Annotated in this window: 9 protein-coding genes, 1 tRNA gene and 1 pseudogene; 3 read left to right on the top strand and 8 right to left on the bottom strand. The window is 59.6% G+C overall.

The genetic code is table 11. The features are described from left to right. The first annotated feature begins 272 nt into the window (after positions 1-272). Together ispB and NH395_RS14080 are read left to right on the top strand one after the other, a co-directional pair. A complete protein-coding gene (ispB, locus tag NH395_RS14085; protein ID WP_253025728.1) occupies positions 273-1,277 on the top strand; it encodes an octaprenyl diphosphate synthase in 1,005 nt (334 codons plus the stop codon). Between the two features lie 86 nt (positions 1,278-1,363). Further along, positions 1,364-1,440, top strand: a tRNA-Pro gene (locus NH395_RS14080). 101 nt (positions 1,441-1,541) lie between these two features. Here the strand turns inward: NH395_RS14080 and NH395_RS14075 are convergent. The 7 genes and pseudogenes from NH395_RS14075 to NH395_RS14045 all read right to left on the bottom strand — a co-directional run bounded on the left by NH395_RS14075 (position 1,542) and on the right by NH395_RS14045 (position 12,179). Then, a complete protein-coding gene (locus NH395_RS14075) occupies positions 1,542-2,324 on the bottom strand; it encodes a sulfite exporter TauE/SafE family protein (protein ID WP_253025726.1) in 783 nt (260 codons plus the stop codon). Positions 2,325-2,362: 38 nt separating this feature from the next. Next, a complete protein-coding gene (locus NH395_RS14070; RefSeq protein ID WP_253025724.1) occupies positions 2,363-4,687 on the bottom strand; it encodes an ATP-dependent DNA helicase in 2,325 nt (774 codons plus the stop codon). Then, positions 4,684-6,375: a VRR-NUC domain-containing protein gene (locus NH395_RS14065; protein ID WP_253025714.1), complete on the bottom strand. Its 1,692-nt coding sequence runs from the start codon at positions 6,373-6,375 to the stop codon at positions 4,684-4,686. The genes NH395_RS14070 and NH395_RS14065 overlap by 4 nt, the downstream gene beginning before the upstream one ends. 54 nt (positions 6,376-6,429) lie before the next feature. Next, positions 6,430-6,765: a hypothetical protein gene (locus NH395_RS14060; RefSeq protein WP_253025712.1), complete on the bottom strand. Its 336-nt coding sequence runs from the start codon at positions 6,763-6,765 to the stop codon at positions 6,430-6,432. A gap of 72 nt (positions 6,766-6,837) precedes the next feature. Further along, positions 6,838-7,875, bottom strand: a complete 1,038-nt coding sequence (locus NH395_RS14055) for a histone deacetylase family protein (RefSeq protein ID WP_253025773.1) — start codon at positions 7,873-7,875, stop codon at positions 6,838-6,840. A gap of 69 nt (positions 7,876-7,944) precedes the next feature. Beyond that, positions 7,945-8,190, bottom strand: a pseudogene (locus NH395_RS14050) (GIY-YIG nuclease family protein); the annotation flags it as partial. Next, positions 8,187-12,179: an EAL domain-containing protein gene (locus tag NH395_RS14045; protein ID WP_253025710.1), complete on the bottom strand. Its 3,993-nt coding sequence runs from the start codon at positions 12,177-12,179 to the stop codon at positions 8,187-8,189. The gene NH395_RS14045 and the pseudogene NH395_RS14050, both read right to left, overlap by 4 nt. A 414-nt stretch (positions 12,180-12,593) precedes the next feature. Here NH395_RS14045 and NH395_RS14040 point away from each other — a divergent pair, with 414 nt between their 5' ends. Further along, entirely contained in the window at positions 12,594-12,905 is a 312-nt protein-coding gene (locus NH395_RS14040) for a hypothetical protein (RefSeq protein ID WP_253025708.1), read from the top strand. A gap of 48 nt (positions 12,906-12,953) precedes the next feature. Here the strand turns inward: NH395_RS14040 and argE are convergent, their stop codons facing one another. Continuing rightward, positions 12,954-14,117, bottom strand: coding sequence for an acetylornithine deacetylase (gene argE, locus NH395_RS14035; protein ID WP_253025706.1), 1,164 nt, complete (start codon positions 14,115-14,117; stop codon positions 12,954-12,956). Between the last annotated feature and the right edge of the window lie 186 nt (positions 14,118-14,303).

Raw genomic sequence — 14,303 nt, 5'->3', positions numbered from 1 at the left:
CCGCTTTGATCACCGAAAACGGCGCTCATCAAAAATCGCTCTTGTCGACCTGCGGCGAGTGGCGCCCCTTTTGGCAGCCATCTGACAGGGAGCATGATGAGTGGGTCGCGGATTATAACGATGATTGCGTTTTGCTACAAGGCCTATTGCGCCATTACAGATGATAGGGTATCACACACCCGCAGGCGCCTTGACGCCTAACGGACAGCCCCATAGCATGGCTTCAATTTAACGCGGCATATGCCGCCTCCATCTGCCGCGACGAACACTCCATGACCGCTAACGTCTCATCAGTCCAGCCTGCCAGCTCCACGCCCTCACCGCTGCACGCCGTGGTGGCGGATGACTTCGATGCCGTTAACCGGACCATCGTCGCCCAGCTCAATTCCAAGGTGCCGCTGGTCGAAACCATCGGCCAGTACATCACTGAGAGTGGCGGCAAGCGCCTGCGGCCACTGCTGGCGTTGCTGGCGGCACGTTCGCTGGGTTACACCGGCGACAAGCATATCCCCCTGGCCACGCTGATCGAGTTCATGCACACCTCCACGCTGCTGCACGACGACGTGGTCGATGAATCGCACATGCGCCGGGGCAAGAAAACCGCCAACGACGCCTGGGGCAATGCGCCATCAGTCCTGGTTGGCGACTTCCTCTATGCACGCTCGTTTCAGATGATGGTCGACGTCGGCTCGATGCGCATCATGGCGATTCTGTCCGGTGCCACCTGCGTCATCGCCGAAGGCGAAGTTCAGCAGTTGACCAATATCGGCAATCCCAGTGTTTCAGAAGACGACTACTTCGAGACGATTCTCGGCAAGACGGCCATGCTCTTCGAAGCCGCTTCCCACAGCGGCGCGGTGCTTGCTGAAGCTACCCCCGAACAGGAACAAGCGCTGCAACTCTACGGGCGTTATCTGGGATTGGCGTTTCAGTTGATCGATGACCTGCTGGATTACCAGGGCGACGCCGAGGCCATGGGCAAGAATGTCGGCGACGACCTGGCCGAAGGCAAACCGACCCTGCCGCTGATCCATGCCATGGAACAAGGCACGCCCGAGCAGGCCAAGCTGATTCGCCAGGTCATCCGCGATGGTGGGCTTGAGCAACTTAACGCGGTACTCGACATTGTTCACGCCACCGGCGCGCTGACTTACACCCGGGCGCGGGCCGAGGAAATGGCCGATAAAGCACTTGCCCAGCTTGACGCTCTGCCTCCCAGCCCCTATCGCGACACGATGGCAGAGCTCGCTCGCCTGGCGGTTGACCGGCAAACATAATTGCGTTTTCAGCCCTGGCAAGACTTGAAAAAAACCGCCTGACTACGTATTATGCCCCTCCGTTGTCGCACCATGCGGCAAGAAATCGGAATATAGCTCAGCTTGGTAGAGCGCTGCCTTCGGGAGGCAGAGGTCGTAGGTTCGAATCCTGCTATTCCGACCAAAGATTTCCATGAAAACGGCCACTTCGCTATTACAGCAAGTGGCCGTTTTTTTGTTGGCGTGCGGGATAGACAACCGCCTCTTGTTAAGGAGGTGTGCGCGTCACCCCGGCGGGTGAATCAACCCCACCACGCTGACCAGAATCAGCACCGCGCCCAACACACGAAAGAACAGTCCGGTGTCTGCCTTGAGCATATAGCGGTGGGCCTTCTCGCCGAGCAAATGGCCAATAAAAGCGCACGGCAGCAGCCACAGTTGGTGTATCAACTGAAGGTCGACGCCTGCGATGACGAACGACACCATCTTGATCACCACCAGGATGAACCACAGCACAAAGAGGGTATCCCGCAGCTGTTCCTTGGCGACATGCGTGGCAAACACCGCCACGATCAGCGGCGCACCGATCAGCGAGGTACCACTGACATAGCCACCCAGTGCCAGCAGCACATAGTCCACAACCTTGTTCTTGCTCTTGAACGGCTTGTTAAGTACATAGCCAATGGCATAGATGATCACGATGCCGAAGATGATGCTGGTCATCACGTTAGCCGGCAGTGTCAGCAGCCCCACCACGCCGATCAGCTTGGGGATAATCATGATCTTCAAGGCTTTTGCCAGGTAGCCCCAATCGATATTACTCGCCGGTGCGGCGCCTGCTCCCCCTTCTTGCTGCACTTGACGATGCCCGCGCCAGGCAATCCAACTGGAGAAAATCAGCAGGTGAATGGCAATAATCGGCAGGAAGACCAGGGGCTCGTTCACCACCAACAGCAGAAATGGCAGCGCCAGCACGGCACCGCCGAAACCCAGGCTCGTCCTGACAAAACCGCTCCAGGCAAAAATTAGCCCGATCAATGCATACTGGTACCAGAGTAGATCCGTCATTGGTTCGCCTGCCTAACCATCGTCGTTATTGAAAGCCGTTATTGAGAAAAGGTCTCCACCGCCCACCAGGAAGGTAGTAGCGCACGTACATTAGCTTGCGCGAAACGATCATCCATTAATACCACAACGCCTTCGTCTTCTGGACTGCGAATCACCCGGCCAGCGGCCTGCACCACTTTGATCATGCCGGGAATGCGGTAGGTATAGTCGTCGCCCTGACCAAAGCGCGCGCCCAGGCGAGCTTTCAGCGCTTCGTTGAAGTCGTTAAACGGCGGCAGGCCCAGGGTCGCAATAAAGGCGCCGATTAGCCGGTCGCCGGGCAGGTCGATACCCTCCGCGAAGGCACCGCCCAACACCGCAAAGCCGATACCTTTTCCACCGGGGGTAAAGCGCGCCAGAAACGCCTCGCGCTCGGCCTCTGGCATCCCGCGGGTTTGGCTGAACACGGGCACCTCCGGGTGCGCCTCGCGAAAGCGCGCCAGCGCTGCCGCCAGGTAGGCAAAGCTGCTGAAGAACGCCAGGTAATGGCCTGGCCTGCGCTGATACTGCTGCGCCATGGTAGCGACGATGGGCTCGATGGAGGCGTCCCGGTCACGAAAACGGGTGGAAATATCGCGACGGATGCGTACCTCAAGCTGGCGGGCGGCAAACGGTGATGCCACTTCGCGCCAGACGGTCTTTTCCGGCAAGCCGAGCAGGTCCCGATAGTAGTGACCAGGGGTGAGCGTTGCCGAGAACAGCACCACCGAGTGCGCGGCGTTAAAGCGCGGGGCCAGAAAATCGGCGGGTATCAGGTTGCGGAGTCCCAGCACCGCCCGCCCTCGCCCATAGCGTGTAAGATCACACAGCGAGTGCTCGCCAAAGCGCTCTGCAAGGCGGCAGAACGCCAGCGCTTCGAACAGCAGTTCCTGGAGTTCCAGACTGGCGTCTTCAGGGTGCTCACCCAGGTGATCGGTCACCGAAGCCCCCGCCTGCTGAGCGGCGGCCACCAGCTTGTCAGGCAGCGTCGTGAGCAGCCGATAGGCTGGCTTACCCAGTTCGCCTACCGCCTCCCGCCCCGCGTCTTTAAGCGACGTGTCTTTGCAAATCGTATCTTGAAACAATGCCTGCCACTGGCGGGCTAAACGGTTCAAAGGCCGGACAAGCGCTGGCGGCGCGGCACGGCGCACCCGTTTAAGGCGTTGCTGGTCGAGTTCGGCGCTGTACATGCCGCGGGCGCGCTCCACCAGGTTATGCGCTTCGTCGACCAGTACGCCCGTTCGCCAGTCGTTAGACTGGGCAAGGCCGTGCAGCAGCGCGTGGCTGTCGAACCAGTGATTAACGTCGCCGACCACCACATCTGTCCAGCGCGCCAGTTCCTGGCCTAAATAGTAGGGGCACACGTCATGGGCCAGCGCCACTTCACGCAGCGCGTCGCGATCCAGCCACGCTTGCTCGACTGCCGCTTGTCGCGCCGCAGGCAGGCGGTCGTAAAAGCCCGCCGCCAACGGGCACGACTCGCCGTGGCAGGCGCGGTCAGGGTATTCGCAGGCCTTGTCCCGGGCCACCAGTTCCAGGACCCGCAGCGGCTGGGCTTCCTCGCCCTGGCCAGCGCGCAGCGTGGCGAGCGCATCCAGCGCCAAACGGCGGCCGGGGGTCTTCATGGTCAGAAAGGCGATGCGGTCGAGTTGCTGACGCGGCATGGCCGAGAGCATGGGGAACAGCGTTGCCACGGTCTTGCCAATGCCCGTGGGTGCCTGAACGAGCAGGCAGCGCCCGGTGCCGGTGGCTTTATAGACGTCTTCAGCGAGCTCGCGCTGGCCGGGACGAAACGTGCTGTGAGGAAAACGTAGCGTTTGCAGGCGGCTGTCGCGGCGCTGGCGATGGTCGGCCTCCTGCTCCGCCCAGGCGAGAAAGCGTTGGCACTGGGCCGTAAAAAACGCCTGCAACTCGGTAGCGGACGCCTCCTGGTTAAGCAATGTCTCCTTGCCACTGGCGATCTCCAGGTACACCAGCGTCAAGGTGATGTGCGCCAAGCCGCGCTCTTTGCAGAGCAGCGCGCCGTAGACTTTCACCTGCGCCCAGTGCAGCGCGCGCTGGTTATCGGCCATGCGCTCCAGGCTGCCGCGGTGGGTTTTGACTTCTTCCACGCGGTTGGCCGCAGGGTCAAAACCATCGGCGCGGCCTGACACCGTCAGCCCCTCAAAGGTGCCTGACAGCGGCAGTTCGGCGATATAGTCCGCCCCGCGGCGGCTGGCCACCAGCGTATGCCCTTGCATGCCTTCCTGGGCACTGGGCGCCGGGGTAAAGCGGTGGTCGAGATCGCCTTCGCGGGCGGTGAAATCGCACAGCGCCCGCACCGCCACCCGATAGGTCGCGCTCATGGCGTTGGCTCGGCGCTATCCGCCCAGCGGACGTAACATACCGCGACGGGGATCGCGTGACGGTGAAAGAAAGTGAGCCAGCGGCGCTGATTATCCTGCAGCCGGTCACCGGGGCCTTTGACTTCGATCATCCGGTAGCGCGGCGTGCCCGCGGTGGCATCGGGCATCAACTGAACCAGATCCGGCAGCCCGGCGCGGTTGGCCTTGAGATCCCCCAGCAGCCGTTCGAAACAGGCGCGCAGATGCTCTGCGGGGATACACTCAAGCGCCAGCTCAACAAGCGCCTCATCGACAATTGGCCAGTGGACAAAGGGCGAAGCCAGACCAAATTTCTCCCGCCAGGTCGCCTGAATCACCTCGCAATAGCTGCCGTCTTCCAGACGCGCCAGGCAGGCATCGAAGGCGTCACGCCGCAGCGCCACGAAATCGTCGCGGTATAAATCCGCGGGGCCGTTATGAAAAGGATGAAAGAAAGCGCCGGGCAACGGCGCAAATATCGCGGGCCAGCAGAGCAGGCCAAACAGCCCGGTGATCAGACTGTTTTCCACATAGTAGACCGGCGCTTGCGGCTCGCCCAGGGTCTCTGCCACCGCCCGCTCGACACATTGCGGCCCCGGCAGTGTGAGATCCCAACGCTCATGGGACGGCTCAATGTCCCTCGGCACAGCAGGCAGTTTAAGCCGCCGTCGCAAACGGGGCAGAATCCGCGCCAGCGCCTGGCGTTCGGTTTCGTTAGGGCTGCTCTCAACGGCTTGAGTGGCCAGCTCAAACGCCGCCTGGTGCTCGCCCAATCGCTCCAGCACGCGCAGTTGCCGAACGCGCGCTTCACTACTGCCAGCATCGCCATAAAGCGTCAGCGCGAGCGTCGATTCGCCCCTACGCTCCGCCTCGCGGCCCAGCTGCAACAGCAGCCGTGCGCGCCGCGTGGCGAGCCAGCGGTTATCCGACGACGACGGCACTTCAGGGTGAAGCTCGGCGGGAAGTTCGCCCTCATCAAGACGTTGGCGCAAATAATGGAGCGCCAGGTAGGTATCGACTTCCTGGCGCGACTGGAAAGCACGGGATTGCGGCGTAAAGGGCACCGTTTCAAACCGCTGCAGGCCAAGCTCGGTTAGAACGAACTCCGCCCAGTCCTGGCGCAGGTTGCCAAAGAACATCAGGCGCAGGCGGTCGCAGGTATCCATCACGGTGAGACGCACCACCCGGTCAGGCGCGGTGGGCCACCAGGTCTGAAGAGAAACCGCTTTAGTGAACCTGCTTGCCAGCGTGTCATAAAGTACCGTTTTGGCACTCGATGCGTTAAGCCCGGCGGCGCGTATCTCATCGGCTAAAATGTGGCGAAGTTCAGCCAGGCGCAGCTGATTGAACAGCTCGTCAATGCCTAGCGTAGGCTGATCATCGACCCACCCCAGCGCAATCAAAGGCGCCATTGCCGTGGCGCTGTCGCCGATCTCGGCATAGCGGAGCTTGCTAACCCGGAACAGCTCGCCTTTGCGCATCACCATGCGCACCAGCAGCGCCTGGGATGCGCGCGGCAGGGTGTCGAACTGGTCCAGGAAATCACGCTCTTCTGGCGAAAGCAGGTCAGCGTGGCGCTCCCCCACCCAGTCCAGAACGAAGCGGAAGTTCGTCAGGTAGTAGAAAGGGTCGTCAAGGGAGGCGGTCGGCGTCGCGAAAGCGCTGTTCATTTATCCATTGTAACAGCGCGGCGGTTTCGCCGTCATGGCGAATGGGAGCGTGTGTTACCCCACCCGATGCTGCTTGAGCACGGTGAGGCTTCGTTCTTCTTCGTTTTGCGGCTGGATGGGCGCTTGGCGGGTGCCGACCAGCACGTACCATTCCGCCTCACTCAGATAGCCTTCGCACCAGCGACCCAGATCGGCGGCACATGACTCGCGGGATAGCTCTCCAGCACGATAGTCATTGGCAAGGAGTAACAAGCTCTGGCGTGCCGCACGGGCACGCGCATCGCCGCCGTGCACCTTGGAAAGCGGGCAGCGCCTATCGTAGGCAGCGTTGGTCAAGGCATTTAACCAACGCTCCAGCTCATGTGCTTGAATACCGCCGTAAACGGCCACACGCGTACTCCCTGCCCTGTATGAAGGGCGATAGACTGCCCGAACTTACGTCGGGAGTCATCTTTTGAAGTCTTAACTTATACCCTGTTTAAAGCCTTGTAGCACATTGACGACATTGATACCAATGTCGTCCACGGCATAGCCGCCCTCCATGAGCAACACCGTCGGCAGGCCAGCATGTGCAAGTCGTTGACCCAGCAGGCTAAAGTCCTCGCTTTTGAAGGTAAAAGCGCTGATGGGGTCGTCTTCGAAGATATCCACGCCCAGCGACACGATCAGCATGTCGCATTGTGCCTCCGTGATCCTGGCAAGGGCGTTATCCAGCGTAGCCATCCAGGTATCGACGTCCGTGCCCGGCGGCAGCGGGTAGTTGACGTTGAACCCCTCGCCGCTGCCCCGCCCGGTTTCATCCGCATAGCCTGAATAGTAAGGAAAGGTCACCTCGGGGTCGCCGTGCAGCGAGATAAACAGCACGTCATCGCGTTCATAGAAGATCTGCTGGGTGCCGTTGCCGTGGTGAAAATCCACGTCCAGAATCGCCACGCGGCGCTTGCCCGATGCCAGTGCTCGCTGCGCGGCGATCGCCGCATTATTGAAAAAGCAGTAGCCGCCATACTGGTCAAAAGCGGCATGGTGACCCGGCGGTCGACACAGGCCAAAACTGGGCTCGCCGGTCGCAAGCGTCTGCTCGACAGCCCCTAGCGCCACATCTTTACTGGCCATCGCGGCTTCAAAGGTGCCCTCGCTAATCGAGGTTTCCGCCGCCAGGGCGTAATAGCCCAGTTTGGCGCTTACCACCCGGGGTATACGGTCGCCACGTAGGGTGCGTGCCGGCCAGATATTGGGGATTGCCTCGCCTTCGTGTCCGGCGGCTACCCATTCGTGCCAGCAGTCGGCCAGGAAATTGACGTAGTCAGCATCGTGAACTGCCAGCACAGGCTCCAGTCCGTAGGCGCGCGGCTCGTAAAGCTCGCCTACCGCCGCCTGCTGGAGTTGCTTCAACACCAGATCAACGCGCTCGGGGCATTCGAAGGGGGCCACCAGCGCGCCGTCATGGAGTTCCGTTCTCGCCTGTCGCAGGCGGGTCTTGTCTGAATAAAAAATGTGCATGGTCTCTCCTGCCATCGGCAAAGAATCAGGGCTCGGCCAGGCTGATGCCCAGGCACGCTTCTGCCGCGCCGACTGACGCTTGAGCTGGTATTCGGCACGACTGGCGCTCGCCCGGTCGGGAAACGGCTGCGCGCCCAGCAGCGCCACCGGCGGGTTCGCACGGGTGAAACGTGCGCCTTTACCCGAGGCATGGGCGCGGTAACGCCTGGTCAAATTATTGGTGATGCCCACGTAAGTGCCGCGCTGGCATTCAAGCAAATAAAGATACCACTTGCCGCCCCCCGGCGCAGGCAATCGATTGGCTGACTGAGTCACCGCTGGCTCCTGACGACTGGCTGCTGGTCGAGCGCATCGATGAACGTGATCAAGCTCGCCAACGGCATGGGCCGCGCCAAGCCAAAGCCTTGAAAAGCATCACAATGATAGTCCAGCAGTTGATGATGCTGCTCAGACGTTTCAACACCTTCTGCAACGACGTTCAGCCCCAGGTGATGGGCCATGGAAATAATGCCTTTGACGATTGCGCTGTCGGCCTCACTTTGATGCAGCTCGTGTATAAAGCTGCGGTCGATTTTCACCGTATTCACTGGCAAGTGCTTCAAGTAGCTCAAGCTCGAGAAGCCTGTGCCGAAATCGTCAATGGAGACCCGAACATCCATATTGCGCAAGGCGCGCAAGGTATCGATGGCGACCTCGGTATTTTCCATCAAAATCCCTTCGGTAATCTCCAGCGCCAGCTGCTTAGGCGGCAAGCCGGTGTCCGCGAGCGTCTGGTGCAGGGTGGCCAGAAAATTCGAGCGCTGAAATTGCAGTGGCGATACATTCACGGCTACCGACACCTCTCCCAGCCCTTGCTGGGCGAGGGCTTGCATGTCATCGCAGGCGCGGTTCAACACCCATTCGCTGATCGGCATGATCTGCCCGGTGGCTTCCGCCAACGGAATAAAACGCGCCGGTGAGATAAACCCCTTTGTCGGGTGCGGCCAACGCAGCAAGGCCTCGACACCCGCGAGCTGGCCGTTACGGTCAAGCAGCGGCTGATAATACAGCTCAAACGCCTGGTTCTCGATGGCTTCCTGCAGTTCGTTGCGCAACACCAGCCGCTCGCTGGCGGTGTCGTTGAATGCCGCCGAAAACCATTGATAGGCATTACGCCCACGCTGCTTGGCTTTATACATCGCCATGTCGGCCTGCTGGATCAGCATTTGCGGCTCCAATAAAGCCTCCTCACTGATGGCAATGCCCACGCTTGCGGTCAGATATAGCTCGTGCTCTTCGATATAATAAGGACGCGACAGCGCCGCCAGCAGCCGCTCGGCCACCTCCACCACATCGGCTTCACCCTGGACCCTTGGGTGCAGAATGACGAACTCATCGCCCCCCAGGCGCGCGACCAGGTGCTGTTCGTCCACCGCACCGAGCAGCCGCTGGGCCACTTCCTCCAGCACCCTGTCACCAACGGCGTGCCCCAGGTTGTCATTGATCGGCTTGAAGTCATCCAGGTCGACAAACAGTACCGCCACCCGCTGGTGCTGCGCTTGTGCTTTTGTAAAGGCGTCGCTTAGGGTTTCTTCGAAAAGCGAGCGATTGGGCAGTTGAGTAAGGTCATCGTGGGTTGCGTGATAGGCCAGCCGCTCTTCGAAGGCCTTGTGTTTGGAGATGTCATGCTGCACACCCACGAAATGGGTCAACTGTTCATCTGGGTTGCGCACCGGAGCGATGTATAGATCATTCCAGAACAGGCTGCCGTCTTTACGGTAATTACGCAGAGTCACATGAACATCACGCTGCTCACTAAGCCGCTGACGGATTTTTTCGACAACCTCCGGGTCAGTCCCATCGCCTTGCAGGAAACGGCAGTTGCGGCCCAGTATTTCCGCCTGCTCATAGCCCGTCATCTGGGTAAAGGCATGATTGGCATAGACAATCGGCAGTCCCGGCTGTGTTGCATCGGCGATGACCACCCCGTTGACGCTGGCTTCCACGCTGCGTTCAAGGGTGCGCAGCCGAGATTCCTGCTGCCGCTTATCGGTGACTTCCTGGGCTATCCCATAAAGCCCCTGAATCTCGCCATCGATCACGATGGGCAGATTGATCAGGTCCATAATATGCGGCTCGCCCGCGCGATCGCGAATGACCAACTCATAACGAATGATGCTGCCCTGCATCACCGATTGATAGCGCAGATTGACCGACTCGATGTCTTCGTCGTAAATGAAACAGTTGAAGTGGCTACCGATAATCTCATCAAGCGTATAGCCACTGATCGTCGCGCAAGTGGCATTGGCGGTCGCAAACCGGCCTTGCTCATCAAGGGAGAAAACCGCATCCGGATGGTGGGTGAACAGTGAACGATAGCGCTGCTCGCTTTCCTCGAGCGAGCGGCGAACCTGAAAACGCTCAACCGCCAACGCCATTAGCCCAGCGGCCTTTTCGATCAATAAGTGATCTTGCTCGTCAGGCACCCTAGGTTGGTGGGAATAGGTGGCGAAAGTTCCCAGCAGTTGGCCATTACTGCCCATCACCGGACTCGACCAGCACGCGACCAATCCCGCTTGCCGGGCAATGTCGTGAAACCCCTGCCAGCGCTCATCATCGGCGATGCACTCACTGATCACTTGGCAGCGCTGGTAAGCGGCGCTGCCGCATGCGCCCATTGACGGGGCAATCCGCACCCGCTCGACCGCCTCGCGGAAGGCCTCAGGCAATCGCTTGCCCGCCGCCAACGTCAGGTGTGTCTTCGCTTTATTCACCAGCATGACCGAACACAGCGAACCGGGTAGTTGGCGCTCGAGCAACCGGCAAAGGCTTTCCAGAATATCGTCCAGGGAGGCTTCCTGGGCGATCATTTGCTGTATATGCTGCTGATCTTCGAGGGTTTGACGCGCCTCCGCCAGCTCTTTCGCCCGCGCAATACTGGCAACCACTAAACCAATGCAAAACGCCAGCAAACCACTCAGCATCAGCCCCACCATGGCGACCACCACGGGCGCGAAACCGGCCAGATACCAGTTGTAATGGTTGCCAGAAAGCGCTTCCAGACGCAGGCTGATCCCACCGGGCAAGCCCGCATTGCGCTTTGCCAATACCCGCCCTGGGCGTAGCGCGTTATCTGCCTGGACGAGAGGCGGCTTAAGCATCAGTAGAGGCGTACCGCTACGACTCATGTGGACCTGAAAGGGTCCGAGCTCGAGACGCAAGCCATAGTTGAATAGCACGGCCAGATCGAGGCTCGCCACAAGACGCTGATCCCGCTCGGCGAGAGGCATCGCCACAAACGCCAGACTCGGCGTGTGTGGGTCAGATATCACTACCCAGGGACGATCAAAGGGCACCGATAACCACTCGGGCACCGATGGCTTGCCGAGCTGCTGGCGAAGCCACCCTTCGCTGTCAGGTGCTCGGGAATGAAACCAGATGGGATTCAAACGCTCATCGACCAGGGCGATTGCCTGCAGGCTAGGGGTATCACGCAGATAGCTTTCCCCGTCCAGTGTCAGCAGCTCTTGATCGAAGTTGCCTGGCGCGGCGTTGATGCGCTCGGCCATACGCTGCAACAGTTGCAGCCTCGATTTGACCGCCTTTTCGGCGTTTAACTGCACATTATCCAGCAGATACCCGGCCTGCTGTTGCGTATCGTTGAACTGTTGCAGGCTGAGCATTCCCCAGGCCGCCGCACTGGCGGCTACCCCGGTCAGGCACGCCACTGCGGTGGTGCGCGTCAGGTTGAGCGGCCCGGGCGAACGGCGCAGGTAAACCCCCACCATGGCGGTTCCCAGCAGGAGTGTGAATACCACGACCGCCACCGGAGACGACGAAAACATCGGATCATCCAGCTCGATGCCCACCCATAGCCGGACCAGCATCAGCCCGCCGAAAAGCCACTGGCCAAGCCCACTGAATAACCAGAATAACCGGCGCCTAGCCGTTGACTGGCCGCACCACAGCGCCAGCCCCACCGCCAGCAACATCAGCGCGCCAATACTGGTCATCCGTTCCTGACCGGTTAACCAGGAGGGAGCAGAGCTGGAAGCAAGGACGTTATGGACAAGGGTATATAGCGCCAGCCCCGTTAGCGCCAGGGCGCATAGCCATCGTACACGCTGCCACCCTTGCAGGATGGCGAACACGCCGACACTGGCAAGGGAGGTAGCGATCGCTGCATCGGGTACCAGCGCGACGGCAAACAATGAATGGGATTCGGACAGGCCAAAGAGGCTGCCGACCACGCCCATGAGACCCAGTGTGGCAACGGTCATTAACAGCAGCGTATCTAACGCAAGATCGCGGGCATTGATCGGCACGAGGGCAGTTTCTCCTGGTTAGTCTCTAATACCACTCCACACGGGCTAACGTGAGAAGGCTATTTTCTCGGTCAACGATTGAATCCTTTCCTAACTGCCTTTTCTGCCGCGTACCTGGCACGGGTCAACTCACTTTCCGTCAGTTACTACACTGTATCGGCAGCTCAGGGGCTTGCGTGAGGGGCTTATCTTCAACGGTGAGCCAACCGGCGCAACGGCATTGCCTCACGATGAAAGGCCCGCAAGATTAAGTGTACTTCATCAACGTCCCTTGTGTTTATCATGCTAAAGACGGTATGCGTTTTGTTTAGGGAATAGGCGACCAATTAGGTATAGTGGTAGCGCACTAACATCAGACTGACGGAGTACGAATCACGATCGATCATTCTTTCCAAATTGCAGGAGGTTCTCCCTATGAAGGTTTACAAACCCGAGTGGCAGTGCACGTTTAGCGTAAACGAAGGCGCGGAAGAATCAGCTGGCTGGAAAGAGAGAATCGCGTGGCGTCTCAGAGGGGTTGCGGATCGGTTGGAGGGCGGCGGACGTACGGTAAAGATTGACTATCGCGTAACGCCGACCGTTAGCCAGCACGAGGTCGATACCTGCTTGGGTAAAGGCTTTGAGGTGACCCAGCGCTTGCTTTCTCAATTGGCACAACAGCAAGCCTGTGAAGATGTGATGCGCCATGCCAAGGCTGAGCTCTATGTAGAAGATCCTCAGCATTGATACGGTAGTAACCGTCCCACCCGACACCGGGTGGGACTCCCGCCAGTTTCACTCATGACGTTGCATCGCTCCAGTCATGTTGTCCAAAAACGCTGTACACGCCTCCAACTGGCTGCGCTCAACGTATTCATCGGGTTGATGCGCCTGGGCAATGCTGCCTGGCCCCAGAATGATCGTCTGCAAGCCCTGCCCCTGAAATTGCCCGGCCTCGGTCGCATAAGCCACCGCGTGGTCGCAGCACCCTGCTGGCAAATGATCTTTCGCCAGGCGTATGACGCGGTCGTTATCACGATCCGCAAGTCCCGGCACTGTCACATTCAACGCTTCGGTGGTGATCTCAACCTGCTTGCCTTTGGCCTGCAGTTCAGCACTGAGCTGAGTGCAGAACGCTTCAAAACGCGCGTATATGTCGTCGAAGGTCTCCGTGGGCAGGTGACGAATCTCCCATTCAAACTGGCACTCCCGCGCCATGATATTGATCGCCGTGCCGCCCTTTATTTTGCCGACGTGCAGGCTGGTATGGGGCACGTTGAAGGCCTCATCGACACGGCCCTCGTCGGCCAAGGCCGCCATGGTGTCTTCGATAAAGGTCACCAGCCTTGCTGCAACGTGAATCGCCGAGGTGCCCTGGTTGACCTGACTGCTGTGAGCCTCGCGCCCGGTGACGGTGGTGCGTAGGTTCGTCGCCCCCTTTTGCGCCACGACCGGCTGCATGCTGGTCGGCTCGCCGACAATCACATGCGCGGTGGTCGAGTAATGCTCGCAGAAACGCCGAATCAGAGCCGGCGCGCCCACACAGCCGATTTCTTCATCGTAGGAAAATCCCAGGTAAACAGGTTGCTTGAGTGGCGCACGCACCCAATCGGGAACTTTGGCCAGGACGCAGGCAAGAAAGCCTTTCATGTCGCAGGTGCCACGCCCGTATAACCGACCATCGCCGCCATCGCGCAGGGTGAAGGGATCGCTCGACCAGGGCTGCCCCGCCACCGGTACCACATCGGTATGCCCGGAAAGCATGACACCGCCCGGCGCATCAGGGCCAATACGGGCAATCAGGTTGGCTTTATTGCCACACGGACTCATCACCCGCTCGGCGTCAACACCATGGGAAGCCAGGTAATCTTCCACGTAGCGGACCAGTGCCAGGTTGGATTCGCTCGAGGTGGTATCAAACGCCACCAGCCTTGTTAACAGTCGTTCCGCGTCGCTCATTATTGCCCTTCCTGTCATTGGCTATCTTCCCGCAAGCCTATCACCCCGCCCCGTGGGCGCCTACATCGGCAAGCTGTCATAGGGAGTTCATCTTGTATTCACCTAAACGTCATCTGCACTTTCTAAAGTCTATCCATCCAAAAAACTATGTATCCAAAAACCGTAACAAACGTAGGGCACTGCCTG

It is taken from the genome of Halomonas sp. Mc5H-6 (assembly GCF_024124705.1).
Taxonomy (GTDB): Bacteria; Pseudomonadota; Gammaproteobacteria; order Pseudomonadales; family Halomonadaceae; genus Vreelandella; species Vreelandella subterranea.
This window is presented reverse-complemented; position numbering and strand designations above follow the sequence as displayed.